The following is a 26,287-nucleotide window of genomic DNA, read 5'->3' as shown; positions in this document are numbered from 1 at the left end:
ATTATGGGAACTGAGGATAATCCTCGAAGCGAGGCTTGCGCTTCTCAAGGAACGCCTTGCCGCCCTCCTGGGCCTCATCCATCGTATAATAGAGCATGGTGGCATCGCCAGCCAACTCCTGAATACCAGCCTGACCATCCAGTTCGGCATTCAAGCCAGCCTTGATCATACGGAGTGCCAGAGGCGAACGCTCCATCATGATTTCAGCCCACTCTACACAGGTATCTTCCAACTGGTCGAGAGGCACTACCTTATTAACCATTCCCATCTGTTCAGCCTCCTTGGCAGAATACTGCTTGCAGAGGAACCAGATTTCGCGTGCCTTCTTTTGTCCCACCATTCGTGCCAGATAAGAAGAACCGAAACCGGCATCAAAACTTCCCACCTTAGGACCGGTCTGTCCGAAGATAGCATTCTCTGAAGCAATAGTCAGGTCGCACATCACATGAAGCACATGTCCGCCACCGATGGCATAACCATTTACCATAGCGATGACCGGCTTTGGCAAACGACGAATCTGCATCTGTACATCAAGCACATTCAAGCGAGGTACACCATCATTACCAACATAACCGCCGCGGCCCTTTACATGCATGTCGCCACCTGCACAGAATGCCTTATCACCAGCACCCGTCAGGATGACCACACGGATATCCAGACAGTCGCGGCAATAGTTGAATGCCTGCGCCATCTCCCAAGTGGTCAACGGTGTGAAAGCATTACGATAGCGCTCACGGTTGATGGTAATCTTAGCGATATGATTATACTCCTCGAAGATGATTTCCTTGAAATCAAAACCTTCTATCTTTTTCCATTCTCTCATTTTATTACTTTGAACTTTGAATTTTGAACTTTGAACTTTATGATTACTTACTATCTTATTTTTTTGACAGAACTATCAGTTATAGTTTCTTATAAGTCATCTATCAGCACTTCTGGATGGCTTCCAGCATCTCGTTATCTACATCCATATCGGTGAAAATCTCCAGGAGCATCGGGCGCTCGCTCTCGGCATGAATCAATTGGCTGATGCCCTGTTCCATCTCTACCATCGTATGAGCTGCAAGATACTTTACGTCATTCTGACTACAGATTCCTTCAGCCGTTGCATGATGCTTTGCCATTACCATTTCTTCGCGAGCCTGACTCTCCTTTAATCCCTGGAACTTGCCAAAGATGGCACCGCCACCATTATTGAGCACGATGATACGGAGCTTGCCGTTCAGATTTCTATTCCAGAGCGCATTCTGGTCATAGAAGAAACTCAGGTCGCCGAGAACGCAGTATACATGCTTATCAGCCCCATTCTTGCACATTGAGAAACCTACAGCCGTAGAAAGAGAACCTTCTATGCCGTTCACACCACGATTGCAGTAAACATGACGGTCGGCATACTGATTCATCAACCGGATGGCAGAACTGTTGCCCGAGAAGACGCTGCTCATCATACCTGGAAGGAATGTATCGAATTTGCGGTCATAGATACCATCGTCCTGAGCATCTTTACCGCCTAAGGTGAACGCTTTGAAATCCTGAGGCTCAACCTTCTGAAGCTGGCTGAAGAATTCCTTTACGGTAGCCAGACTGCTGAACTCAGGCTTGAAGTTCTCTTTGCGTTCATAGCTTTTAGCCAACGCATCCATCCACAATTTGCGATAATCCTCCCAGTGGTTGTGCCAGCCAAAATTACCCAACCATGACATAGCATCACTGTTTGGCAAATCCATCACTTTAGTAAGATGCATGAACGTATCTTCGATATCAGCCTCTTGCGAAATTCTTATCTGCTCAACTCCTTTAAGCGAACGCAGATAAGATTTCAGCTTCTTGCTCACAATATGTCCACCTATATAAATCACCAGGTCAGGACGGAATCTTTCATCGTCCTTTATTTCATCCAGCAAATTCTCGAAAGCGCCATACAAGGTGGTTTTATTCCAATCTTCTCCCAGTTCTTCCTGAACCTTATATAGATAAGGTGGCATTGCCAGAGATTCCCATAATATAGGCATTCGGTCAATATAAGCCAACAAGTCTACATATTTTTCGGTATTGTCCAACTGTCCTATTACCAACAATGGACGTTTGGCTTTTAACACACATTCAAAAGGGGTCTCATCAAATGTGTCAATATTTGCCCTGCAGTAAGCAACCTCTATCTTGCGCTCAACGGGCAAAGCTTCTTTCGTAAACGAATAGAAAGGCTCAGAGATAGGTACATTGATGTGTACAGGTCCCTTTACCCGCCCCATGCTTTTCAACAGCGCTTCGTTGACCAACCGGTTGCAATACCAATGCATCTCTTCCTGCTGCTCACCTTCTAACACTTCTGGCAGAGATACCGCTTTTCTTACCATCTGCCCCAAAGCATCAGGCTGAGGAAGCGTCTGACCATCCAACTGGTTGATCCACTGTGCCGGTCTGTCGGCAGAAATCACTATGAGCGGGATTTGCTGATAATAAGCCTCAGCTACTGCCGGATAAAGATTGAGCAATGCAGAACCTGAAGTCACACACACTACGACAGGCTGATAACCTTCAGCCATAGAAAGTCCAAGAGCTTGGAAGCCGGCGCTACGTTCATCGGTTACAGGATAGCAAGTGATGTCTTCACACTCGTTGAGATTATGAACTATGGCTGCATTTCTGCTGCCCGGACACACCACAGCATGGCGAACACCATGCGCTACCAGTAAGCTTGTCAAAATATTGACGTTTTCTTTATTGCTATACATTTCACCTAAATTTTTAGGTTATTTTTATGTTTTCAGATTCTTGAAGAACCTTTGTCTTTTAGTATTATAAAATCAGAATGAATCCCTATCATTTCTCTGCAAGACCTTTACAGGACCGACAGGATGGTCAGCATCTTAGCTTCAGTTTCCTTCCACTCCTTCTCCATCTCGCTCTCCTTCAGCAATCCGCCTCCGGCATAGAGTTCGCAGGAACCGTCATCCAGGATGTTCATGCAGCGCAGGGAAACATAGAGATGCGTCTTTCCTTTCGGCGAAATCGGTCCAACAAAACCACTGTAGTATTTGCGCGACTGATGTTCATGCTGGAGGATAAACCGGCGAGCTTCATCCTTCGGTATTCCACAGACGGCAGGCGTAGGATATAAGGCATCGAGCACATCGCCCAAACGCCCCGTATCATGCAGACGGAAAGCGATGTCGGTACGGAGATGATAGAGATTAGCAGCCATCGTGGTATAAGGTCCCTTCTTCTGATAATCATCCGAAAAGGCCTTGATGCAATCCTCGATATAATCGGTTACATACTGCTGTTCCTCTCTGTTCTTCTCCGACCATTCTACCCCTTCTACCGGATAATCGGCTACGGTCTTGGAAGGTTCTGCCTTCTGGGTGCCTGCCAGCGACATGGTTACCATCTGATTCTGTTCACCTTTAAGCAGTATTTCAGGGGTAGCCATCAGCCATATACCCGATTTGGGTGTATAAACCAAGGCTACAAAAAGACGGGGATACATCCGGCAGGTCTTCAGAAACAGAGCCTTTAAAGAGTCTGCATCCTGCACAACTGAAGCATTGGCTGTATTCTGCACAGCTAAAGTCTTGCCGGCATCTTGCACAACTGAAGTCAAGACAGATTCAAAAGGCTGCCGATGACTCTGAATACGCAGTTTTCTCGCAAGAACAATCTTGCTGAATTTACCTTCAGAGAGCTGCCGGTGAAAGCATTCAAACTCCCTTGCATAGGCTTCAAAATTATGTCCCGACGTAGATTCTGCTGCGTCACGATGTAAATTCTGCTGCATCCCGACGTAGGAAGTACCGCATCGCGATGCATTTTCAGCCCCCTCGGTAGAGATCAGTTTACATTCATCCGGATGCATCAGCACCACAGGACATTTGCAGGACGGCGCGAAAGGAGCAATCACGAAACCTTCCTTACCATTCAGTTCTGCCACAGAAGAGAGCACCTCAGGTTCTCCCTCATGCTGAGCCACATAGGTAGCATGGTGCAGATAAGGCAGACGATAATACGCAAAAGCTATCATACCTTAGTTTCTGCCCCCTTTTTTCGGATTATCTTTTTTGGGAGTGAACACATAGTTGGTTACCTGTACGGTACAGATTACCTCACCAGCCGTATTCTTGATATCCACCTGCCAGGTATGCAAGGTTCTGCCCTTGTGCACAATCTTGCCAAAGGCAGTAACCGTATCGCCCTCGCTGACCGCCTGGACATGAGTACCGCTCACGTTGATGCCCACGGCAATCTGTCCCGGACAGAGCGCCAGGGAACCGATACCCGCCACATTCTCGGCAAGAGCCAAAGAAGCACCTCCACTCAAGAAACCGAAAGGTTGGCGATTACGCTCATCTACCTTCATCGTTGCCTGAAGCGTATCAGGCTCAGGGGTAGAAATAAAATGCATTCCAAGCGTCTTGGATAATCCATCAGTCTTGCTGATTCTTTTTACTAATTCATCTATGTTCATCTTATTTTCTCCTATTTCTCGTATTTTGTTATTGATTCAGAGCCATTCGTTTCCTCCTCGCTCCAAAGTATGTTTCTAGTAAATTCAACGCAAAGGTAAGACTTTCTTCAGAGAAAACAAAATTTATCGCACTTTTTATTTGATGAAGGGCAAACTTTACATACCTTTTCCTTTCTTTAATAATAAAAAACATAAAAAACGGCATATAGTTCAGATTTATTTTGTATTTTTGCACCAAAAATAAGAAAATAAAAGATATATCTGAATAGAATATGAACATTTTAGAGCTTAGCGAACAGGAAATCGTTCGCAGACAGAGTCTTCAGACATTGCGCGAGATGGGCATCGACCCATACCCAGCAGCAGAGTTTCCAACCAATGCATTCAGCACTGATATCAAAGCTGAATTCAAGGACGAGGACGAGCCACGCCAGGTTGTTATCGCCGGACGTATGATGGGTCGCCGCGTGATGGGTAAAGCCAGCTTTGCTGAGTTGCAGGACTCAAAGGGAAGAATCCAGGTCTATATCGCCCGCGACGAGATTTGTCCAGACGAGAACAAGGACCTTTATAATACTGTTTTCAAGAAACTCCTCGATATCGGTGACTTTATCGGTATAAAGGGTTTTGTATTCCGTACACAGACTGGCGAGATATCTGTTCACGCCAAGGAATTGTGCCTGCTCTCTAAGAGCTTGAAACCACTCCCTATCGTGAAGTACAAGGATGGCGTGGCTTACGACAAGTTCGATGATCCTGAGTTGCGTTACCGCCAGCGCTACGTTGACCTCATCGTTAATGATGGCGTAAAGGAGACCTTCCTGCAGCGTGCTACCGTGCTCCGCACTCTGCGCAGCGTACTCGACAACGCTGGTTATACAGAGGTAGAGACTCCTACCCTTCAGAGCATTGCCGGTGGTGCTTCTGCCCGTCCATTCATCACCCACTTCAATGCGCTCGACCAGGATATGTACATGCGTATCGCTACCGAGCTCTACCTGAAGCGCCTCATCGTAGGTGGTTTCGAGGGTGTTTATGAAATCGGCAAGAACTTCCGCAACGAGGGTATGGACCGTAACCACAACCCTGAGTTTACCTGTATGGAGCTTTATGTTCAGTACAAGGACTACAACTGGATGATGGCTTTCACAGAGAAGTTGCTCGAAACTATCTGTATCGCCGTAAACGGCAAGCCAGAGCGCGAGATTGATGGCAACATCATCAGCTTCAAGGCTCCATATCGCCGTCTGCCTATCCTCGATGCCATCAAGGAGAAGACCGGTTTCGACTGCAACGGCAAGACCGAGGAAGAGATCCGCGCATTCTGCAAGGAGAAGGGCATGGATGTAGATGAGACTATGGGTAAGGGTAAGTTGATTGACGAGCTCTTCGGCGAGTTCTGCGAGGGAACCTTCCTCCAGCCAACCTTCATCACCGACTATCCTGTAGAGATGTCTCCATTGACCAAGATGCACCGTTCTAAGCCAGGCTTGACCGAGCGTTTCGAGCTGATGGTTAACGGTAAGGAGCTTGCCAATGCATACTCTGAGCTCAACGACCCAATCGACCAGGAAGAGCGTTTCATCGACCAGATGAAGCTTGCCGACAAGGGAGATGATGAGGCGATGATCATCGATCAGGACTTCCTCCGTGCCCTCCAGTATGGTATGCCTCCAACATCAGGTATCGGTATCGGTATCGACCGTTTGGTAATGCTGATGACAGGCAAGACCTTCATTCAGGAGGTACTGTTCTTCCCACAGATGAAGCCAGAGAAGAAGATGCCACAGAGCACCATCAAGGAATGGGCAGAGATTGGCGTGCCAGAGGATTGGGCATACGTGCTCCGCAAGGCAGGCTTCAACCTCATCTCTGATATCCGTGAAGAAAAAGCACAAGGCTTGCAGCAGAAGATTGGAGAAATCAACAAGAAGTACAAGCTCGGCTACGAGAAGCCTTCTGTTGATGACATCCAGGGATGGATTGATGCAGCAAATGCTTAATGTATAATTAATAATGTATAATTAATAAAGAGCTCCGGCTTTTTATTAGTTATACATTATACCTACAAACAAAGGCGAAAGCCTCATTATACATTATTAATTATTAATTATAAAATCATTCGAAGTGTATAACTGCGGTAAAATAGCGATTATTGGCGGCGGTAGCTGGGCTACAGCCATTGCCAAGATTGTGGTGGGGCATACTCATCACATAGGCTGGTATATGCGTCGCGACGACCGCATCGAGGACTTCAAGCGCATGGGGCACAACCCTGCCTATCTGATGTCGGCACGATTCAATGTGGAAGAAATCTTCTTCTCTTCCGACATCAACAAGATAGTGCAGAATTACGATACACTCGTGTTCGTCACCCCATCGCCTTATCTGAAGAATCATCTCAAAAAGCTCAAGACCCGACTCAGCGATAAGTTCATCATCACAGCCATTAAAGGTATCGTGCCTGATGAAAACCTCGTGTGCTCAGAGTATTTCCATCAGGTTTACGATGTGCCTTACGAGAACCTCGCCTGCATCGGCGGTCCTTCTCATGCCGAGGAGGTGGCACTGGAGCGACTGAGCTATCTCACCGTGGGCTGTAGCGATACCGAAAAGGCGCGTGCCTTCGCCAACGATTGTCTGGCGAGTGAATTCATCAAGACCAAGACTTCGAGCGATGTCATCGGCATCGAATACTCTTCGGTTCTGAAGAACGTATACGCCATCGCAGCAGGTATCTGTGGCGGACTGAAGTATGGTGACAATTTCCAGGCAGTACTCATGTCGAATGCCGTTCAGGAAATGCACCGCTTCCTGACAGCCGTCCACCCTATCGACCGAAGCATGTACGACTCAGTTTATCTGGGCGACTTGCTCGTAACAGGCTACAGTAACTTTTCCCGCAACCGAACCTTCGGTACCATGATAGGCAAGGGCTACAGCGTGAAGAGTGCGCAGATAGAGATGGAGATGATTGCCGAAGGATATTTCGGCACCAAGTGTATGAAGGAAATCAACCGCCACATGCACGTCAACATGCCGATTCTTGATGCTGTATATAATATATTGTACGAGCGCATCAGTCCGCAAATCGAAATCAAACTCTTGACCGATTCGTTCAGATAGCCACATCCTATCCGTCGGTTTCGGTAGAAGAGCTTGTCTTCAAGTAGTAACATTAACACATTCATTTAGATATTAAAAGAAAAAATGAAAAGTATCAGCTTAAACATTACAAAGGCTGCATCATTCCTCGCAGAAGGTGCAGTAAAGGCTTACGAGCCTAAGGTTAAGGCCGCTCAGGAAGCTCTTGAGAACGGCACTTGTGAAGGTAACGATTTCTTGGGATGGTTACATTTGCCATCTTCTATCACTCCTGAGTTCCTCGATGAGATTCAGGCTGTTGCCAACACTTTGCGCGAAAAGTGTGAGGTTGTTGTAGTTGCAGGTATCGGTGGTAGCTACCTCGGTGCTCGCGCCGTTATTGAAGGCCTCGGCAACTCTTTCGCTTGGCTCGTAAACGACAAGAAGAACCCTACTATCCTCTTCGCAGGTAACAATATCGGTGAGGACTACCTCTTCGAGTTGACTTCTTTCTTGAAGGACAAGAAGTTTGGTGTCATCAATATCTCTAAGTCTGGTACCACTACTGAGACTGCTCTTGCTTTCCGTCTCTTGAAGAAGCAGTGCGAGGATCAGCGCGGTAAGGAAGAGGCTAAGGAGGTTATCGTAGCTGTTACCGACGCCAAGAAGGGTGCTGCACGTACTTGTGCTGACAAGGAGGGCTACAAGAGCTTCATCATCCCTGACAATGTAGGTGGCCGTTTCTCTGTTTTGACTCCAGTAGGTTTGTTGCCTATCGCAGTAGCTGGTTTCGATGTAAAGCAGCTCGTTGCCGGTGCTGCTGATATGGAGAAGGCTTGCGGCAAGGACGTAGCTTTCGAGGAGAATCCTGCTGCTATCTATGCAGCTACACGTCAGGCTCTCTATACACAGGCTGGCAAGAAGATTGAGATTGTATGCAACTTCCAGCCTAAACTTCACTACTTCGCAGAGTGGTGGAAGCAGCTCTATGGTGAGAGCGAGGGTAAGGACCAGAAGGGTATCTTCCCAGCAGCTTGCGACTTCACTACCGACCTTCACTCTATGGGTCAGTGGATTCAGCAGGGCGAGCGCTCTATCTTCGAGACAGTTATCAGCGTTGAGACTCCTAACGAGAAGCTGCTCTTCCCTCACGATGATGAAAACCTCGATGGTTTGAACTTCCTCGAGGGCAAGCGTGTTGATGAGGTAAACAAGATGGCAGAGCTCGGTACACGTCTGGCTCACGTTGATGGTGGTGTTCCTAACATCCTGGTTAACGTACCAGAGTTGAACGCTTACTACCTCGGTCAGCTGATTTATTTCTTCGAGAAGGCTTGCGGTATCAGCGGTCTCTTGGAAGAGGTAAACCCATTCAACCAGCCTGGTGTAGAGGCATACAAGAAGAATATGTTTGCATTGCTCAACAAGCCAGGTTACGAGGCAGAGAGCAAAGCTATCCAGGAGCGCTTGAAGAATGAGTAAAGCTAAATGTTAAGTGTTAAATGTTAAATTAGGGCTAGCGCCATTAATACCGGGCAAAGAAATTGCTCCGTTAGACAACTTAACATTTAACATTAAACACTTAACATTAAAACACAAAGGTTGATGAAGGAAATTATTTCGAAATACTTGAAAGAACACGGCTTTGGGGAATTTACCCCTAGAGCCGTGCTTTTTGATATGGATGGCGTGCTATACAACAGCATGCCTAATCATGCTGTGGCATGGCAGGAATCAATGAAGCAGTTTGATATCCACATGACTGCAGCCGACGCTTATGCTACAGAAGGAGCTAGAGGCATTGACACCATCCAGATGATGGTGAAGAAGCAGAAGGGCATCGACATCACGCTGGACAAAGCACAGAAGATGTATGATGTCAAGACTGAAATCTTCCATTCCATGCCTACTGCCGAAATATTCCCTGGCGTAAAGGAAATCATGCAGAAGATTAAAGAGGCCGGCATGCAAGTGGGAGTGGTAACCGGAAGCGGACAGCGCCCGCTCATCATGCGACTGCTCAACGACTTCGGCGATTTTCTGGATGAAACACATATCGTAACTGCTTATGATGTGAAGCGCGGAAAGCCTAATCCTGACCCATATCTCATGGGATTGCAGAAAGCAGGTAATCTGAAACCCTGGGAAGGCATCGTGGTAGAGAATGCTCCCTTGGGCGTACGTGCCGGCGTGGCTGCCAACATCTTTACGGTGGCTATCAACAGCGGTCCACTACCAGATGATGAATTATCAAATAAAGGTTGCAATCTACTCTATCACCGAATGACAGAATTCTGTGATGACTTCGAAAACCTGATTGCTAAGGATTAATCAGAATCATTTACATGAATTCAGACTTTTCGATAAGAAACCCATTATAAAAATATATAATAACATGAACAAAAAAGTAGCTTTAATTACAGGTATCACAGGCCAGGATGGTTCATACTTGGCTGAATTATTATTGGAAAAAGGGTATGATGTCCACGGAACAATCCGTCGTTCATCTACTGATTTCCGTGAGCGTATCGCTCACTTGGAAGGTCAGCCAAACTTCCACCTTCACTATGCCGACCTCGGTGACTCTATGAGTATCATCCAGGTAATGAACAAGGTGAAGCCAACAGAAGTTTATAATCTTGCAGCTCAGAGCCATGTACAGGTGAGCTTCGACTCTCCTGAGTTTACTGCCGACGTAGATGCCACCGGTGTACTCCGTATCCTGGAGGCTATCCGCCAGTGTGGTTTGGAGAAGACCTGCCGCATGTATCAGGCTTCAACTTCAGAGCTTTACGGTAAGGTAGAAGAGGTTCCTCAGAACGAGAACACTCCATTCCACCCTTATTCTCCATACGCTGTTGCCAAGCAGTATGGTTTCTGGATTGTCAAGGAGTACCGTGAGGCATACAACATGTTCTGCTGCTCAGGTATCCTCTTCAATCATGAGAGTGAGCGTCGTGGTGAGACTTTCGTTACCCGCAAGATTACTTTGGCTGCTGCCCGCATCAAGCAGGGCAAGCAAGACAAGCTTTATCTCGGTAACCTGGATTCACTCCGCGACTGGGGTTATGCCAAGGATTATGTAGAGTGTATGTGGCTGATTCTCCAGGCTGAGAAGCCAGAGGACTTCGTGATTGCAACAGGTAAGCAGCACTCTGTGCGTGAGTTCGCCCAGCTGGCCTTCCACTATGTAGGAATCGAACTGAAGTGGGAAGGCAAGGAAGAGAACGAGAAGGGTATCTGCGTTGAGGGTCCTGAGGAACTCATCGGCAAGACACTTGTTGAGGTTTCTCCTGATTTCTACCGTCCTACCGACGTGGTAAACCTCTGGGGTGACCCAACAAAGGCTAAGGCCAAGCTCAACTGGAATCCTAACACCACATCGTTCGAGGATCTCGTAAAGATCATGGTAGAGAGCGATATGGCTAAGGTAGCTGCTGAGGATGCCGGTCAGAAGGTTCGCTGCAATCTTGCAGAATACTTGGAGAAGGGTATTGTTAAGTAATAGTTAACAGTTGATAGTTTACAATAATAATCAATGTTATCAAAAGATTCTAAAATTTATATTGCAGGACACCACGGACTCGTGGGTTCTGCTATTTGGAATAACCTCAAGAAGAGAGGCTATAACAATCTGGTAGGTCGTTCTCACAAAGAACTCGACTTGACCGACCAGTATGCAGTAGAGAAGTTCTTTGATGAGGAGAAGCCAGATGCAGTAGTTCTGGCTGCTGCCTTCGTGGGCGGTATCATGGCGAATTCATTGTATCGTGCAGACTTCATCATGCAGAACATGAAGATGCAATGCAACGTAATCAGCAACGCCTATTCTCATGGCGTAAAGAAACTCCTCTTCCTGGGCTCTACCTGCATCTATCCAAAGAATGCACCACAGCCAATGAGTGAAGATGTGCTCCTTACTTCTCCGCTGGAATATACCAACGAGGAATATGCCATCGCCAAGATTGCCGGACTGAAGATGTGCGAGAGCTACAATCTTCAGTATGGTACCAACTATATCGCTGTGATGCCAACCAACCTCTATGGTCCTAACGATAACTTCCACTTGGAGAACAGCCATGTAATGCCTGCGATGATGCGCAAGATTTATCTTGCCAAGCTTATCCACGATGGCGACTGGCACAGCATCGAGGTAGATATGAACAAGCGTCCTATCAACCCTACTGATAAGCTCCGCGAAATCATCGGCGAGGGTAATGTAGACGGCAGCAACTCTCACGAGCGCATTCTGAAGGCGCTGGAGTTCTACGGCATCTACGACAACAAGGTAGTGCTTTGGGGAACCGGCAAGCCATTGCGTGAATTCCTCTGGAGCGAGGATATGGCAGATGCCAGCGTTCATGTGCTCCTGAATGTAGATTTCAAGGACATCATCGGTATTGAGAAGTACAGTTCAGTATTCTATGGTGCCAAGGTAGATGGTGCTGTGGATAGAAACAACTCTGAGGGCCGTGGCGGCGCTATCCCATCTCTCGGTGAGATTCGCAACTGTCACATCAACGTGGGTACCGGCAAGGAGCTCACCATCCGTGAACTTTCAGAGCTTGTAGTAAAGGCTGTAGGTTTCGAAGGCGAGGTAGAGTTTGACGCCAGCAAGCCAGATGGAACCATGCGCAAGCTCATCTCTGTAGATAAGCTCCACAGCCTCGGCTGGACGCATAAGGTAGAGATTGAGGATGGTGTAAAGAAACTCTTCGACTGGTATCAGGAGAGTCTGAAAGACTAAAGAAGAATATCGACTATGGATACAGAACAACTTTCTATGACCAAGAAAACCCTGGTGGGAGTACAATTCCTGTTTGTGGCTTTCGGTGCAACGGTTCTGGTGCCTCTTCTGATAGGCATCGATCCGGCAACGGCTCTCTTCACCGCTGGTGTAGGAACCTTTCTTTTTCACTTCATCACCAAGGGTAAGGTGCCTATTTTCCTAGGCAGTTCCTTCGCCTTTATCGCCCCTATCATCGCTGCTACCAAGCAATGGGGACTGCCGGGAACAATCGCCGGACTAACCAGCGTTTCTCTGGTGTATTTCGTCATGAGCGCCCTAGTGAAATGGCAGGGCAAGAAACTGCTGGACAGGATTTTTCCTCCGGTAGTCATCGGTCCCGCCATCATCCTCATCGGTCTCTCCCTTTCGGGCAGCGCTGTGGATATGGCAAAGACCAACTGGATTCTCGCCTTTGCATCGCTCATCACCGCTATTCTGGTGCTTACCTTCTGCAAGGGCTTGATGAAGCTGGTTCCTATCATTTCGGGGGTTATCGTAGGCTATGTCATCGCCATCTGCATGGGCGAGGTAGATTTCTCGGGCGTGGCAGCGGCATCATGGTTCTCCTGTCCTGTATCCTTCGATACCATCACCCATTTCTCCTGGGCTCCATTCCTCTATATGTTGCCCGTGGCGATAGCTCCGGTGCTGGAGCATATCGGCGATGTATATGTGGTGAGTGCCGTAGCCAAGAAGGATTTCGTGGCAGATCCGGGATTGCACCGCACGATGTTGGGCGATGGACTGGCATGTCTCTGTTCTGCCTTTCTGGGCGGACCTCCTGAGACCACTTATTCAGAGGTAACAGGTGCGATGTCTATCACCAAGGTAACGAGTCCTGCCGTGATTCGCATATCCGCAGCCACCGCCATCTGTTTCTCTATCGTGGGCAAGTTGAGTGCTTTGTTGCAGAGCATTCCTCAGGCGGTTTTAGGTGGCATCATGCTGCTGCTTTTCGGAACCATCGCAAGTGTGGGCGTTCAGAATCTGATGCAGAACAAGGTAGACATGAATGAAACCCGCAATGTCATCATCATCTCTGTGATGCTGACGATGGGCTTGGGTGGCGCCGTTCTCTCATCCGGTTCCTTCGCCATTTCCGGCATCGGTCTCTCCGCCGTCATCGGCGTAGTTCTCAACCTCGTTCTTCCTAAGACGAAGAAGAAAGAGGCATAAATAAGGAAAAAGCTTTGAAAACAATCTCGTTTTCAAAGCTTTTGCTTTTTTATTAGAGTAAGAAGAGGGGTAAAACAAGGGTTTTAACCTACTAAAACTGTTCTTTCAACTAAGAAAAGAAACATTTATACTTAGATAAAATCTCCGTTCATAGACGTTGAATGTCCGTTCAAAGACATTGAACCGCCGTTCATAGACGCTGAACCGCGGTTCAACGTCTATGAACGGAGATTTCAATAAGGTTAAAGAACTTTTTATCCTATAATCAACCAAGACTTTTCCCGAGATTAACACATTATTAATACAGGAAGAAGGAAGAAAGGAGATAAGAGAGATGAAGAAAAGACGTTGTTTCTATCTTGAACTAAACCGATTATACAAGAAAAGCGTGCAAGCTACATCTCTGTCGCCTGCACGCATCCTCTTTTTATTTAATCGCGCTATGATATATAATAGCTTTTTACAATCTCGCTCCGAATCTTGCGCTTGGCAATGGGGCGGCGAAGTAATAGTTCTGGTCGTTATTCTTATCCAGGAAATTCACCTGCTTCATACCGAAGAATGGTAGACCTTGCGGGAAGAGGCGGGTAAAATCGGTTACACCACCAGAAAGAGCAGGACTGCCTGCCTGATAATCGAAATTCCAACTCTTGTCGAATGCTAATGGAGCACCATTCTCCACTTTATCAATCTCGCAGTTGATATTCATCTTCTCGCTCTGCTTGAAGTTTTTGAAGAGTGGATTGAGCTGACCAGCCACGCTGCTCTTGATATCGGTATCAAACCAGATGCCGAGTTCTGCATCCTCCGCCATCTGTGCTACGCCTGTCTCTGTAGATGCAAAGTAGTAATTTGGTGTAAGACGACTGTGCTCCATATCTGCACCATCCTTCTTTGGCTGCTTCATGCCGAAACGGGAGTCGTAGATGAGATTGTTCACGAAGATTGGCTTCGCAGCCTTCTCTACCCAGACAGAACCACCCTTCTTGTTCTTGGAACGGCGCCAGCCGCAGTTGATGATAGTGTTGTTATAGGCGGTCATCTCTGAGAGAGGAATCACCTCGCTATTGCCGGCATTCGAAAGCTTGAAGGCGTTGGTGCAGGCGTTGTAGATGATGTTGTTGGCTACATCAATCTTGCAACCTGCCTTTACGTTGATGGCCTCACCGCCATCGGCTGCATTTCCGCTATCGGCAAAGATATTGTTGATAATCACGCCGTTACCACCGGTAAAGTAAGTCTGGTCGTTGTAGTTGTCATGGAAGAAACTGTTTGCCATCACAAACTTGCCGTTTACATTACAGAAGTGAAAGGCTGGCACACCGCCATCGATGGTGGTCTTGAAAAGCTTGTTCTGGAAAGAAGCTGAACTCTCGGTAGGAGTAGCACCGGCATAGGCCACATCCACGTGGTTGAGCACCACCTCCTCTGAATTATATCCGCAGATGATACCGCCCCAATCAGCAGGCTTCCTGGTATCAGAAGTAAAGACTACCGGTTTTTCGGCAGTTCCCATGCAATAGAGATTGCCCAATACCACGATTTCTACCGGCACCTGAACCTCTGATTTGCAGGTAACGGTTACGCCCGGCTCAATGTAGAGCGATGCTCCTACAGGAATCTCAACGCTCTGGCTCAGGGTAGTATCCTTGGTCCAAACCACAGAACCGGCAGGATATTCTGCCACCTTCGTTGTAAAGGTATTTTCAGAACCCTGGTTCTCATTACTTCCATTACCGCCATTATTCACGTAATCGTATGGATTGATATTATCGTTCTCGCAAGATGTAGAGAACATTGCAGCTGCTGCCATCAACAGCAAAGCAGCAAAAGTATTTATCTTTTTCATTTTTTACCTTTTTACTTTTTTACCTTTTTACCTTTATAACTTGTATCTTACTCCCAGCAGGAAAGTTCTGCCGTACTTATAAGTACCGACGATGGTCTTATCGCTCTTCTGTCCCTCATACTCCAGGTTGCTTTTGTTCACGGTCTTCAAGTATCTCTCACGCTTGGCATCGAGCAGATTGTTTGCCTTGAAGAAGATGGAGATGCCGTTCTTGAATTGCTTCTCGGCACTCAGGTCGAGACCGAACATCGCCTTGTCCCACTGGTCGGCATCCTTGAAGGGAGAAACCAGGGCAAGCTTGGTGCCCGTGAAGGAAGAGGCCAGCTGCGCATTCCAGCCATTCTCCGTATCCTTATATAATAAGGAGATGTTGGCGGTATGAGGGGCCTGGTTAACCAGCGGACGGGTCTGGGTCACACCCGTCTTATACTCAGCACTACCCTCCTGGTACTCACGCTTCGAGGTGGTGATTTCAGAATGGGTGTAAGTATAATTCGCCTTTACTCCGAAGTGGCGGATGTACTTGATCACATCAATTTCGAAGCCCATGTTCTTGGCATTACCCAGGTTATCCGGCATGTAGTAGGCATCGGTTCCGGCGCCAATCTTGCCATCCGATGTTACGAACACCTGCTCTATAGGGTCTTTCAGATACTTATAGAATACGCCGGCAAGAATCTGTTCGGTCTTGCTTGGGAACCACTCCCAGCGCAGGTCGATGTTGTCGATGCGGGCACGCTTCAGGTTTGGATTACCCTTTTCCTGATACTCCTCGCCCTGAATCTGATAAGGCACTATCTCGTAGAAGCCCGGACGGTTGATGGAGCGATAGTAAGAGAGACGCACGTTCATCTTCCTGGTTGGCGTCCACTTGATGGATGCCGATGGCAGATAATCCCAGTAGCTCTGCTCGCCCACCTGTCCCATGTTGCGGAAATGCTGGAGCATGGTGTAAATCTGGTTGGTGTGCTCGGCTCGGAAACCGGCATTCAGTTCGCCCACCTCGCTCTTCAGGGTTACCATGGCGTAGGCTCCGCCGATGTGCTCCTTGGAATCGTAGTTGAGCTGAGAAGCCTGAGAATAAGGAGTCTTGCAAACCCAATCGATGTGAGCAAACTGGTCTATTCCATTGCCATCCAATCGCTGCGAGATGTCGGCAGGATTGAAGATGTAAGAATAATATCTGTTGCTGCGCTCCTTTCTGCGATACTGTGCGCCCGCCTTCCAGAGAGCCTCCACAGAGTTGGCAAAATGGGTATCGTAAGAGAGGTTGATGTAACCCGCCCAGTCGGTATCCTTGTTGTGCTGGAATCGGCGTTCGGCACTCTTAGGCAGGGTCTTGGTGATGTTCTTGTCGCCTTCCCAGATGGACCCCGAAACGACATCGCTGCCATTCTCGGCTTTTCTGCTCACGGTATTCGTCAGGGTAACGTAGGTTCTATCCGGATCTTCCTCCTTAGCCTGCGAGAACACGCCCGACCAATCTACGGTAAAATCCTTGGTAAGATGATGCGTACCCTTCAGGTTGGTGGCGAAGATGCTCTGGGTGGTTGAAAGAGAGCGCACCTCATCATCCTGCGTGTAGCTGTCGGCTCCGATGTATTCAGTATTGACGCTATTGTTGTATCTGGTACCCTTGGAATTGGTGCGCACATACATGTTGTACCATTCCAGCTTGTGGCCAGGCAGGGTTAAGTCGAACTTGGCATGAGCACCCGCAGTAAGGTCGTGGATGCTATAGTAGCGATGCTGCAGATTGGAAATGTACATGGCCTGCTCGCCCGAAGCCATCTTTACGGAATTGTAGGTGCGCTCTGTACCACGGAAAACATTCTGAACGCTTCCGGCAAGCATCACGCCCAGGCGGTCGTTCCAGAAGCGGTTGCCGATGCTCAGACCTCCTATGAAGTTAGGAGCAGGAAGAGAATGGCTCTTCAACTGAACAGGACCGTTCTTGAAATCGCTCATCTGCGCCTTGTAGTCTTTTCCGAAAGCCTCGTAAGGAGATTTCTTTGTATAATCAGAGCGGTTGCTGGTAAGATAATCTCTGCCATTCTTCCAGAAATAATCACTTGCTCCGATGGCTGCATTCGCCTGAATCTGAAAGTGGGATGGGGCATCCTTCATCACCATATCCACCACGCCGCCGGCTGCATCGCCTTCCATATCAGCAGTAAGAGACTTGGAAACCACGAGGCGGTCCATCAGATCTGAAGGGAAGATATTCAATGGGATGTAACGGTTTTTATCATCCGGACTAGGAATCTTCACGCCGTTCACCAGGGTGTAGTTGTAGCGCTTGTCCATGCCTCGGAGGATAGCGTAGGAAGCCTCGCCCGATGCATCACGCTCCATGGTTACACCCGATACACGCTGCAGAACGCTCGCCACGTTGACATCAGGCGAAAGCTGGATGCTCTGCTGGCTCATCACGTTGAGCACATTGCCGGCATTCTTCACGGTTTCTATGGCGCTGCGGTCGCTGCGGTATTCACGATGACCGGTAACCACCACTTCGCCCAACTGCTTCTGGTCTTCATCCATCGGAATATCCACCTTGTCTTTCTTAGCCACATCCACTACCATCTCCCTGGTCTTGTACGACATGTAGGAAACGATGATGGTAAACTTGCCTTTATCAGGCAATTCATGCAGGGTGAAAGTACCATCAAGTCCGGTGGTGGTACTCACGTTGGGCAGTTCCTTTACTCGGATTACGGTTCCGATGAGGGGTTCGCCCGTTTTGTTATCCTTGACTATACCATCCAGCGTATGTGCCTGGATGGCGGTAGTCGCTGCGGCAAGAAGCGCCGCACTCAATAAAAATCTTTTCATCTATATCGCTATTGAATTCTTCACTCTTCGTTCTTCACTCTTCACTTACTTTTTGTAATCGTGTGGATGATTTTTCCATCCTTGTCTATCATCGACATTCTGAGCTGCTTCTTATCTGCTGTAAATACAGAGAAACCATCGGCTGGACTACAGAACACGGTGCCATCAATAGGCTTCACAGGACGAGCCAGAGATGAAGAGGAATTGACTACGTAGTCGATGTTGTCGCCCTTCTTCTGGATATGCTGGAAGTTGTGGATGTGACCGCAGGCATAAATCGCCACATTATTATATTTATGGAGGATAGGCAGAAGGCGCTTCTGCATGTCGAGGCGCTCATTCTCCTTCTTCGTGGTGTAGGCGTAGATAGGATGATGGCCTACCACGATGACCCAGTCTTCCTTGGCATTCTTCAGGGTTTCGTCGAGCCATGAAAGCTGAGCCTCTGCATCCTGCTTGCAGGCATCAGGATAGATTTCCTGATTCTTGCGGTAAGAATCGATGAGGGGTGTGGTGTCGAGGAAGATGACGCGCACGGTGGTTCCCTTGTGGTCGAATACCTTGGTGTAATATTTGGCAGGCATCATCCAGCGGCGGCTCACCTTTCCGTATTCCATAAAAGCCTGAGTATTACCACGATACTCATGGTTTCCGCAAACCGGGAACCAGTTGAGCATCAGGTCGGGATGAGAATAAACCCATTCGTAATTGGTAAGCCACAGAGGGTCCTGGGTGGAAGCCACGCCATTGAAATGGTGGATGTCGCCCACGGCAAGTACGCATTCCGGATCTACCGTGCCCGCCATCTCGCCCATCAGTTCGGCGATAGGCTTCTGGTCGTAGTAGCCGTTGCGGCCCATGTCATTGGTCATGTAGAGGGTGATTTCGCCCTTCAGTTTCTGCCATTCGGCAGCATTCGCCTTCCAGTTTGGATTCTGCGGAATTGCGGTTGCTGCACTCTGAGAACAGGTTGTTAATGCTGCGTTTTGAGCCTGTGCAGTCAAGCTTCCGCCCAACAATAAAGCCGAAGCCAAAACTACAGTAACTACTCTACCTTTCATCATAGCAAAGCCATTCATGCTGCTATGCTTACCCGATACTTTCTTTTCCATTTTTTCTTTATCTGACTATAATACTTTTATTAAAGATTTCCCCTTTCGAGGTAATACCTGTTAAATTTCGGGTGCAAAGGTAGGGGTATTTTGTGTCAAAGAGGTTACAAGGATTTTAATTAGCAGATAAAAGATACTACAATCTTATTACGGGAGTTTCCCCCGATGCTTTTAGGGAAAATCATACATCAGATTATGGTTTTCCCCTTGTTGTTTTCAGCTATTCTCTCTATCTTTGCACTACGTTAGAAGAAAGGCTGCACTCGACAATTTGAAAGCAAGCTTTCATTGTGCTCGTTTGCACTTTCTTTGCACCATCAAAAAGTTGATTGCGGCACCAAGTAGCCTCTTCAAGTAAAATAAATGCAGTAATAACCCTTTAAAGAGAAGATAGTTATGAAAAGAATGATTATGACATTGGTAGCAATATGGATGATGATTACATCTATGAATGCTCAGAGACTGACAAATATTCAGGCAGAAGCCCGTTTTATCACAGATAAGATGGTGGTGGAACTGGGATTGAGCAGCGTTCAGCGCAACAGCATCCTGAACATCAATCTCAATTATCTCAATGGCATCCGCAGCTATCGCGACATTGATGCCTACGGCTGGCATTATCGCAACAAGCAGCTCAAGCGCATGATGACCGCCAGACAATGGAAAAGATTCAAGGACTCTTACTATTTCTATCGCCCTATCGGCTGGCAGAATCATGTGTATGTTCACCATATTTACACCAAGTATCCAAAGCATAACTGGGGACACGACAAGCGCCGCCCTCGCCCTGAGTGCAGCTACGGAAGACCGGGGTGGCCAGGCGGAACCCATGTAACTTATGGACCAGGAAAGCCGGACAAGCATCACAAGCATCACAAGCATCACAAGCACGACAAGAAGTGGAAGCACGACAAGAAGAAGTGGAAGCACGATAGAGATTGGGATGATGACGATGATGACGATGACGATGATTGAGATAATGACTGGGATGAAGATTAAGATGAGATTAAGACAAACATTCGATGATAAAACAGAAGAAATCCAAGCTAGAGTTCATTCTCCGGCTTGGATTTCTCGTTAAATAAAAACTAACTATGCCGACTAACTAATAACTAATCATGAATAATTAATTACCAATCATTAATTACTAATCATTAATCACTAACAAAACGTCTTCCACAATCTGCTCATCGAGCAGGCGATTATCCGAAAGCAACTGCTGCACATCGTATCTGTCGTAGAGTCCCTTCCTGATGCCGCCCACCATCACCTTCATTTCTGAAGTGCCATAGTAAGAGGCGATACGCTCGCCGAATCCGCCATCCTTCGAACCATCCTCCAAGGTTACCACCAACTGATGGTTTGCCTTCAGGCTATCCAGCACTTCGGCATCCACCTCATTCAGATAACGGGGATTGATGAGCGTAGCATCGATGCCCTTATCAGCCAACAGGCGGACTACATTCTCGCCCTTCTGATAGAACGAACCGGCGGCGATGACTGCCACCTTCTCGCCCTGGTGCATCACCTTATACTTTGCCTCGTAACCATACTCAGCATCAACAGCTTCTGACGTATGAACCACGCCATTGCTTGGCACGCGGATGGCGATAGGTTTCTTATCCTGCAGAATGCTCCAGCGGAGTATGGCGAAATACTCCTCGCAGGTGGTTGGAGCCAGATAGATGAGCCCCGGAATGCTGCAGAGCATCGGAATATCGAAAAGGCAGATGTGGGTGATGTCGTTCATCGAATTCACTCCGCCTCCTACCACGTTGATTACGGCTGGGTTGGAATTGATGCAGAGGTCTTGCGCAATCTGGTCGTAGGTACGTTGGATGAAGGTGCTGTAAACGGTCCAAACCGGATGCAGTCCACCCTTTGCCATTCCCGAAATCATCGCCACCGCCTGCTCTTCGGCGATTCCCATATCGATGTGCTGCTTGCCAGCCAGTTGGCGCTTATCGGCAGTAAAGCCACCTGCGGTAGGAGTACCGGCGGTTACGGCGATGAGGGTCTTATCCTGCTTCATCTCGCCCAGCATCCAGTCGGAGAATAAAGTGCCGTAATCCTCTGTTGGAGCAACCTCCGGGAGGGTTCCATCGGCATTCCTTCTTGGTCGCGAACCGTCTTCCAGATTGAAAGGCATTCCCCAATGCCATGCCTCCTTATTGGCTACGGCTGGCGCAAATCCATGACCTTTCTCTGTATGAATGTGAACCACGGTAGGCTTATCCGTATCCTTCACGCTCTCGAAAACCTGGATGAGTTTTTCGATGTCGTTACCCTCTTCCAGATACTTGTATTCAAAGCCCCACGCCTTGAACCAGTTGTGCTCGCAGGTACCGTTGCTCTGGCGCAGGGCACGCAAGTTCTTGTAGATTCCGCCATGATTTTCGGCGATAGACATTTCGTTGTCGTTCACCACGATGATGATGCCCGTACCGAGTTCCGAAGCCTCATCCAGTCCCTCGAAAGCCTCGCCGCCAGAAAGGGATCCGTCGCCGATAATGGCGATGATGTTCTCATCGGTACCCTTGACGTCGCGCGCCTTCTGCAAACCGGTGGCAAGACTCACGGAAGTGGAAGTATGCCCCACCTCGAAATTGTCATACTCCGGACATTCGGCAGGAGAAGAATAGCCAGAAATGGCATTCATGTCATCCACATCGCCGAGGAATCCCGCAGCTCGTCCGGTGAGTACTTTATGCGGATAGCATTGGTGGCTTACGTCAAACACGAGCTTATCCTTTGGCGCATTAAAAACGTAGTGAAGCGCCACGGTAGCCTCCACGAATCCGAGATTTGGTCCCACATGACCGCCATGCTTGCTTACACGGTTCAGCACAGCCTGTCTGGTTTCATCAGCCACCACCTGCAGTTCCTTCAAATCCAGCTTCTTCAAGTCGGCTGGCGACTTTATTTTCTCAATATACATATTTTTTATACTTATAGTTATGATTATATGATGATCATGATTTCCGAGTGCAAAGATACGAAAATTCCCGAAAACACGCATTACCCCAACTACAGAAAAAATGAATGATTTTCCGGAAAACTCATCTTGGAATATTCTTCAGGAAAACTCATCTTGGAATATTCTTCAGGAAAACTCATCTTGGAAATCAGCCTGCTGCCTTATCCCTATCCTTCAGAATCACAGCCATGTTATCCAGCGCCCATTCTATCAGATGATCCATAATAGGAATAAGGGTTTCAGCACGGGGTGTGAGAGAATACTCCACTCTTGGCGGCACTTCGGCATAAGCCTTGCGGGTAACGTAGCCATCAACCTCCAACGATTTTAACGTGCTGGTAAGCATTTTCTGCGAAATATCTGGAATCTGCTTACGCAGGGCATTAAACCGGAGGGGGCCATCCTGATGATATTTCAGGGTGTAGATTACCAGTAGCGACCACTTGTCGCAAACGCGCGCCAGAACGTTACGGATGGGACAGTCCTGTACTACCATTTCTTTTATCATTCTTCCCATAATCTATCTTCTTTATATTCTACAATAATCTATAATGTTCTGCAAAACTCTACAATATTCTGCAATAGGCTACAAAAGTAACTAATATCCGAAAAGATACCAAACATACCAAGTTAATCTAAGTTAACGCTTCATTTTTCTTACTCCCATTCCCACGCAATAGTTACCTCCCAGTAACCATCTTACCCCCAAGTGCCCTCTTGCAGGAACCAGTTTTTTGCAGTATCTTTGCAGCGCAATTCAGAAATTAAAACTGAAAGGAGAAGTATTCACAAATTCACAAAAAGAAATAACATAAAGTGAAATAAAAAAAGAAATATAAACATTTAAAAATAACAGACAAGATGAAAGAAACAAAGATTATTGCAAAGGCTGAAAACTTCACAGCCACAGATTTTGGCAAGATGAGTGAAATCAAGGATTACACCTTAGAGATGGGTCCTGAGATTAAGATTCCCGGAAAGGTATTCGGAGGTCAGAGCGTGAACGCTACTGGTGGTGAGTTCTCATTCCAAAGCTTTGCTCCTGGCACAGAGACAGGATTCCTCCACACCCACAAGAACCACGAGGAACTGTATTTCTTCCTCAGCGGCAAGGGCGAGTTCCAGGTAGATGGCAAGGTATTCCCTATTCAGGAGGGAAGCGTGGTGAGAGTAGCACCAGCCGGCAAGCGCTCTGTTCGCAACAACGGTACAGAACCACTCGTGATGCTCTGCGTGCAGTATAAGGCCGAAACCTTTACAGCCGAAGATGCAACCGACGGCGTGATTCTCAACGATAAAGTGGAGTGGTAGAAACTACTCCACCACCTCCATGATTTCAGGATGCTCAAGCCTTTCCTGTTTCTTGAGCTTCTTCACCACTTCGGAATAGCTGTGGCGAATCAGGGCCTGGACGAAATCATCTTCCAGCGTGCCATAAAGGTTTACCTGATTCCAGTATTTCTTATTCCAATGCCATGCGCCTTCTATTTCGGGATGCACTTCCCGGAGTTCGAGGGCGTAATCGGCATTACATTTCATCGTAACCCACTCGGGGCGCTCCAGGTCAACACAGGCAAATATCTTGCCCAAAATGCGAAACACCAAGGTCCGCTCATCAAAAGGAAAAGCCTCGGTTACGAGGGGGAGCGAGAGGCAATACTCTCTAACAGATTCTATATTCATTATTTCTTCTGATTATTCCTGATTAATATGTTTTCTATGTTTTAGGGGACAAAGATAATAAATTCTGATGAAACGGCAAGACTTATTCCATAAAAAAACATCAGATTTTCCAGCACAACGAATTCTACGATGTTTTCTCTTTAAAGCACAAAGATTATTAGAACTTTTTTCTTGTAATGAGACTGCAAAGATAGGCGATTTTTGTGGAGAAGATTTTAACATAAAGGAATAAAACGAGAGTTTTTAGAGAAGATAGATTACTTTTTGATGGATAAACAGATGAAATTAAAAAGAAAAACTTTAAAAGAACTCCCTTATGGGATATCTAAAAGCAACTTTTTTTGTAACTTTTTCAAGAAAACATTTGGTAGTTACATAATTTTATTGTAGATTTGCAGCAGATTTTTTAAGAAGGAGTGCTTATGCAGAAGAAAAAGGATAAAAACCTGATGAAAACGGATGTAAAACCGATGAAACAAGGACTGCTGTCCCGGATTTTCCATCTCTATTACGATGGTTTCAGGACGATGACCCTGGGCAAGACGTTGTGGGCTGTCATCCTCATCAAGCTTGCCATCATCTTCCTGGTGCTCAAGCTCTTTTTCTTTCCAGATTTTATCAATACGAATGCCAAGAACGGAGACAAGGCTGGCTTCGTATCCAAGGAAATTCTCAACAGATAAGACTCTGAATTTCAATCCTATATTATCAGAAGAAATACAAAAACATTATATAATAACAATTTTAAAACCATTCAACTATGATGACAAATCTATTGTTAGACATTACATCAGCCACCATCGACTGGTCGAGGGCGCAATTCGCACTCACGGCCATCTACCATTGGCTGTTCGTGCCGCTCACCCTGGGACTGGCAGTAATCATGGGCATCGCCGAAACATGCTACTACCGCACCAACAAGCCGTTCTGGAAGCACGTAACCCGTTTCTGGCAAAAACTCTTTGGCGTGAACTTCGCCATGGGCGTTGCCACAGGCATCATCCTGGAATTTGAATTCGGCACCAACTGGAGCAACTACTCCTGGTTTGTGGGCGACGTGTTCGGCGCTCCCCTCGCCATCGAAGGCATCCTGGCATTCTTCATGGAGAGCACCTTCGTGGCCGTGATGTTCTTCGGCTGGGATAAGGTGAGCCGAGGCTTCCACCTTGCCTCCACCTGGCTCACGGGACTTGGCGCCACCATTTCTGCCTGGTGGATTCTCGTAGCCAACGCCTGGATGCAATATCCTGTAGGGCAGGAATTTAATCCCGACACCATGCGCTTCGAGATGACTTCGTTTATGGATGTGGCACTCTCGCCATTCGCCATCAACAAGTTCACCCATACCGTCACTTCATCCTGGATCATCGGCGCCACTTTCGTGGTAGCCGTAAGCTGCTGGTATCTCCTGAAGAAGAGAGAAACCCAACTTGCCAAGGCGAGCATCAAGATGGGTGCCGGAGTAGGACTCATCGCCACCCTGCTGGCTGCGATGACCGGCGACAACTCCGCCTATCAGGTGGCACAGGTGCAGCCGATGAAACTGGCTGCGATGGAAGCATTATATAATGGTGGAAACGGCGAGAGCCTTACGGCGATAGCAGCCGTTCACCCCTTCCAGCAGCCCGATTACGAAAACGAGCAGGAGCCAGCCATGCGCATCGCCATCCCTAACATGCTCTCGTTCTTAGCCACCCGCACAGCCGATGGCTACGTGCCAGGCGTGAACGATATTATCAAGGGTTACACCCACGAGAATGGCACCCGGGAACCATCCGTGCAGGAAAAGATTGCCCGGGGCAAGAAGGCGATTGTTGCCCTGAAAACCTATCGCGAAACCAAGGCGCAAGACCAGCTTCCTATCCTCAGGGAGAACATGAAATACTTCGGATATGGTTACATCAAGGACGCTAAGGAACTGGTACCGAGCATCCCGATCTGCTTCTACGCCTTCCGCCTGATGGTGGGAGTAGGCTGCCTGCTCATCCTCTTCTTCGCCCTCAGCCTATTCTTGGTCTATAAGAAGGAAATCGCCCAATACCGATGGTTTCTCATTTTCGCCATCATCATGATTCCGCTGGCTTACATCGCCTCAGAATCGGGCTGGATAGTAGCAGAAATCGGTCGCCAGCCTTGGACCATCCAAGACCTGCTGCCAGTAAGCGCCGCCATCTCTGACATCGAGGCAGGCAGCGTGGCCACCACCTTCTTCATCTTCCTGGCACTCTTCACCACCATGCTCGCCGTAGAAATCAGCATCCTGGTGAAGCAGATTAAGAAAGGACCGGAATATGAATAAAAACTTAAGATGATAAAC

General features: G+C 47.6%; 21 protein-coding genes. 11 read left to right on the top strand and 10 right to left on the bottom strand.

Annotation, left to right across the window (positions count from 1 at the left end; translation table 11 throughout):
• Window position 1 precedes the first annotated feature (1 nt).
• The 4 genes from menB to KSW37_RS00910 form a co-directional block, all read right to left on the bottom strand.
• Window positions 2-823 carry a 1,4-dihydroxy-2-naphthoyl-CoA synthase gene (menB, locus tag KSW37_RS00925; RefSeq protein ID WP_153086387.1) on the bottom strand — a complete coding sequence of 274 codons (822 nt, stop codon included), beginning with the start codon at window positions 821-823 and terminating at the stop codon, window positions 2-4.
• A 103-nt stretch (window positions 824-926) separates the two neighbouring features.
• Window positions 927-2,735, bottom strand: coding sequence for a 2-succinyl-5-enolpyruvyl-6-hydroxy-3-cyclohexene-1-carboxylic-acid synthase (menD, locus tag KSW37_RS00920; RefSeq protein WP_217313054.1), 1,809 nt, complete (start codon window positions 2,733-2,735; stop codon window positions 927-929).
• A gap of 107 nt (window positions 2,736-2,842) precedes the next feature.
• Window positions 2,843-4,021, bottom strand: coding sequence for a chorismate-binding protein (locus KSW37_RS00915; RefSeq protein WP_217313055.1), 1,179 nt, complete (start codon window positions 4,019-4,021; stop codon window positions 2,843-2,845).
• A 3-nt stretch (window positions 4,022-4,024) separates the two neighbouring features.
• Window positions 4,025-4,465 carry a PaaI family thioesterase gene (locus KSW37_RS00910; protein WP_119229393.1) on the bottom strand — a complete coding sequence of 147 codons (441 nt, stop codon included), beginning with the start codon at window positions 4,463-4,465 and terminating at the stop codon, window positions 4,025-4,027.
• Between the two features lie 272 nt (window positions 4,466-4,737).
• Here KSW37_RS00910 and lysS point away from each other — a divergent pair, with 272 nt between their 5' ends.
• From lysS to KSW37_RS00875, 7 genes are all read left to right on the top strand, one after another.
• On the top strand, window positions 4,738-6,468 hold the full coding sequence (gene lysS / locus KSW37_RS00905) for a lysine--tRNA ligase (protein WP_217313056.1): 1,731 nt from the start codon (window positions 4,738-4,740) through the stop codon (window positions 6,466-6,468).
• A 124-nt stretch (window positions 6,469-6,592) separates the two neighbouring features.
• Window positions 6,593-7,591 carry an NAD(P)H-dependent glycerol-3-phosphate dehydrogenase gene (locus KSW37_RS00900; protein WP_217313057.1) on the top strand — a complete coding sequence of 333 codons (999 nt, stop codon included), beginning with the start codon at window positions 6,593-6,595 and terminating at the stop codon, window positions 7,589-7,591.
• An 84-nt stretch (window positions 7,592-7,675) separates the two neighbouring features.
• Window positions 7,676-9,031, top strand: coding sequence for a glucose-6-phosphate isomerase (locus KSW37_RS00895; protein ID WP_217313058.1), 1,356 nt, complete (start codon window positions 7,676-7,678; stop codon window positions 9,029-9,031).
• Window positions 9,032-9,154: 123 nt separating this feature from the next.
• Window positions 9,155-9,880: an HAD family hydrolase gene (locus tag KSW37_RS00890; RefSeq protein ID WP_217313059.1), complete on the top strand. Its 726-nt coding sequence runs from the start codon at window positions 9,155-9,157 to the stop codon at window positions 9,878-9,880.
• Between the two features lie 64 nt (window positions 9,881-9,944).
• Window positions 9,945-11,054 (top strand): GDP-mannose 4,6-dehydratase, encoded by a 1,110-nt coding sequence (gene gmd, locus KSW37_RS00885; protein WP_217313060.1) that lies wholly within the window; start codon window positions 9,945-9,947, stop codon window positions 11,052-11,054.
• Between the two features lie 33 nt (window positions 11,055-11,087).
• The gene (locus KSW37_RS00880; protein WP_006847208.1) at window positions 11,088-12,296 is read left to right on the top strand and encodes a GDP-L-fucose synthase family protein; all 1,209 of its coding nucleotides are present in this window, start codon (window positions 11,088-11,090) and stop codon (window positions 12,294-12,296) included.
• Window positions 12,297-12,311: 15 nt separating this feature from the next.
• Entirely contained in the window at window positions 12,312-13,514 is a 1,203-nt protein-coding gene (locus KSW37_RS00875; protein WP_117691623.1) for a uracil-xanthine permease family protein, read from the top strand.
• 460 nt (window positions 13,515-13,974) lie between these two features.
• Here the strand turns inward: KSW37_RS00875 and KSW37_RS00870 are convergent, their stop codons facing one another.
• The 3 genes from KSW37_RS00870 to KSW37_RS00860 are packed head-to-tail and all read right to left on the bottom strand — an operon-like array spanning window position 13,975 to window position 19,310.
• The gene (locus KSW37_RS00870; RefSeq protein ID WP_217313061.1) at window positions 13,975-15,363 is read right to left on the bottom strand and encodes a hypothetical protein; all 1,389 of its coding nucleotides are present in this window, start codon (window positions 15,361-15,363) and stop codon (window positions 13,975-13,977) included.
• A 33-nt stretch (window positions 15,364-15,396) separates the two neighbouring features.
• Entirely contained in the window at window positions 15,397-18,198 is a 2,802-nt protein-coding gene (locus KSW37_RS00865; protein ID WP_217313062.1) for a TonB-dependent receptor, read from the bottom strand.
• 41 nt (window positions 18,199-18,239) lie between these two features.
• Window positions 18,240-19,310 (bottom strand): metallophosphoesterase, encoded by a 1,071-nt coding sequence (locus tag KSW37_RS00860; RefSeq protein ID WP_217313063.1) that lies wholly within the window; start codon window positions 19,308-19,310, stop codon window positions 18,240-18,242.
• A gap of 396 nt (window positions 19,311-19,706) precedes the next feature.
• Here KSW37_RS00860 and KSW37_RS00855 point away from each other — a divergent pair, with 396 nt between their 5' ends.
• A complete protein-coding gene (locus tag KSW37_RS00855) occupies window positions 19,707-20,285 on the top strand; it encodes a hypothetical protein (RefSeq protein ID WP_217313064.1) in 579 nt (192 codons plus the stop codon).
• A gap of 172 nt (window positions 20,286-20,457) precedes the next feature.
• On the opposite strand, the gene KSW37_RS00850 is transcribed toward KSW37_RS00855, so the two are convergent.
• Together KSW37_RS00850 and KSW37_RS00845 are read right to left on the bottom strand one after the other, a co-directional pair.
• The gene (locus tag KSW37_RS00850) at window positions 20,458-22,248 is read right to left on the bottom strand and encodes a 1-deoxy-D-xylulose-5-phosphate synthase (protein ID WP_217313065.1); all 1,791 of its coding nucleotides are present in this window, start codon (window positions 22,246-22,248) and stop codon (window positions 20,458-20,460) included.
• Between the two features lie 187 nt (window positions 22,249-22,435).
• Window positions 22,436-22,804, bottom strand: coding sequence for a winged helix-turn-helix transcriptional regulator (locus KSW37_RS00845; RefSeq protein ID WP_217313066.1), 369 nt, complete (start codon window positions 22,802-22,804; stop codon window positions 22,436-22,438).
• A 344-nt stretch (window positions 22,805-23,148) separates the two neighbouring features.
• Between KSW37_RS00845 and KSW37_RS00840 the strand changes: the two genes are divergently transcribed.
• Complete coding sequence (locus KSW37_RS00840; RefSeq protein ID WP_022121689.1) at window positions 23,149-23,598, top strand: cupin domain-containing protein; 450 nt, start codon at window positions 23,149-23,151, stop codon at window positions 23,596-23,598.
• A 3-nt stretch (window positions 23,599-23,601) separates the two neighbouring features.
• Here the strand turns inward: KSW37_RS00840 and KSW37_RS00835 are convergent, their stop codons facing one another.
• Window positions 23,602-23,970: an MmcQ/YjbR family DNA-binding protein gene (locus tag KSW37_RS00835; protein WP_217313067.1), complete on the bottom strand. Its 369-nt coding sequence runs from the start codon at window positions 23,968-23,970 to the stop codon at window positions 23,602-23,604.
• A gap of 422 nt (window positions 23,971-24,392) precedes the next feature.
• Here KSW37_RS00835 and KSW37_RS00830 point away from each other — a divergent pair, with 422 nt between their 5' ends.
• The gene (locus KSW37_RS00830) at window positions 24,393-24,653 is read left to right on the top strand and encodes a DUF4492 domain-containing protein (protein ID WP_228112315.1); all 261 of its coding nucleotides are present in this window, start codon (window positions 24,393-24,395) and stop codon (window positions 24,651-24,653) included.
• A gap of 80 nt (window positions 24,654-24,733) precedes the next feature.
• Window positions 24,734-26,269, top strand: coding sequence for a cytochrome ubiquinol oxidase subunit I (locus KSW37_RS00825; protein ID WP_217313100.1), 1,536 nt, complete (start codon window positions 24,734-24,736; stop codon window positions 26,267-26,269).
• Window positions 26,270-26,287 lie beyond the last annotated feature (18 nt).

The sequence above is a fragment of the Segatella copri genome (assembly GCF_019127135.1).
Lineage (GTDB): Bacteria > Bacteroidota > Bacteroidia > Bacteroidales > Bacteroidaceae > Prevotella.
Note: the sequence above shows the minus strand (reverse complement) of the source record. Positions and strands in the feature narration are given on the sequence as shown.

Excerpts from the sequence above, each read along its gene's own strand:
- menB (WP_153086387.1), bottom strand. The coding sequence starts at position 823 with ATGAGAGAATGGAAAAAGATAGAAGGTTTTGATTTCAAGGAAATCATC.
- menD (WP_217313054.1), bottom strand. The coding sequence starts at position 2,735 with ATGTATAGCAATAAAGAAAACGTCAATATTTTGACAAGCTTACTGGTA.
- KSW37_RS00915 (WP_217313055.1), bottom strand. The coding sequence starts at position 4,021 with ATGATAGCTTTTGCGTATTATCGTCTGCCTTATCTGCACCATGCTACC.
- KSW37_RS00910 (WP_119229393.1), bottom strand. The coding sequence starts at position 4,465 with ATGAACATAGATGAATTAGTAAAAAGAATCAGCAAGACTGATGGATTA.
- lysS (WP_217313056.1), top strand. The coding sequence starts at position 4,738 with ATGAACATTTTAGAGCTTAGCGAACAGGAAATCGTTCGCAGACAGAGT.
- KSW37_RS00895 (WP_217313058.1), top strand. The coding sequence starts at position 7,676 with ATGAAAAGTATCAGCTTAAACATTACAAAGGCTGCATCATTCCTCGCA.
- KSW37_RS00890 (WP_217313059.1), top strand. The coding sequence starts at position 9,155 with ATGAAGGAAATTATTTCGAAATACTTGAAAGAACACGGCTTTGGGGAA.
- gmd (WP_217313060.1), top strand. The coding sequence starts at position 9,945 with ATGAACAAAAAAGTAGCTTTAATTACAGGTATCACAGGCCAGGATGGT.
- KSW37_RS00880 (WP_006847208.1), top strand. The coding sequence starts at position 11,088 with ATGTTATCAAAAGATTCTAAAATTTATATTGCAGGACACCACGGACTC.
- KSW37_RS00875 (WP_117691623.1), top strand. The coding sequence starts at position 12,312 with ATGGATACAGAACAACTTTCTATGACCAAGAAAACCCTGGTGGGAGTA.
- KSW37_RS00870 (WP_217313061.1), bottom strand. The coding sequence starts at position 15,363 with ATGAAAAAGATAAATACTTTTGCTGCTTTGCTGTTGATGGCAGCAGCT.
- KSW37_RS00865 (WP_217313062.1), bottom strand. The coding sequence starts at position 18,198 with ATGAAAAGATTTTTATTGAGTGCGGCGCTTCTTGCCGCAGCGACTACC.
- KSW37_RS00860 (WP_217313063.1), bottom strand. The coding sequence starts at position 19,310 with ATGGAAAAGAAAGTATCGGGTAAGCATAGCAGCATGAATGGCTTTGCT.
- KSW37_RS00855 (WP_217313064.1), top strand. The coding sequence starts at position 19,707 with ATGAAAAGAATGATTATGACATTGGTAGCAATATGGATGATGATTACA.
- KSW37_RS00850 (WP_217313065.1), bottom strand. The coding sequence starts at position 22,248 with ATGTATATTGAGAAAATAAAGTCGCCAGCCGACTTGAAGAAGCTGGAT.
- KSW37_RS00845 (WP_217313066.1), bottom strand. The coding sequence starts at position 22,804 with ATGGGAAGAATGATAAAAGAAATGGTAGTACAGGACTGTCCCATCCGT.
- KSW37_RS00840 (WP_022121689.1), top strand. The coding sequence starts at position 23,149 with ATGAAAGAAACAAAGATTATTGCAAAGGCTGAAAACTTCACAGCCACA.
- KSW37_RS00835 (WP_217313067.1), bottom strand. The coding sequence starts at position 23,970 with ATGAATATAGAATCTGTTAGAGAGTATTGCCTCTCGCTCCCCCTCGTA.
- KSW37_RS00830 (WP_228112315.1), top strand. The coding sequence starts at position 24,393 with ATGCAGAAGAAAAAGGATAAAAACCTGATGAAAACGGATGTAAAACCG.
- KSW37_RS00825 (WP_217313100.1), top strand. The coding sequence starts at position 24,734 with ATGACAAATCTATTGTTAGACATTACATCAGCCACCATCGACTGGTCG.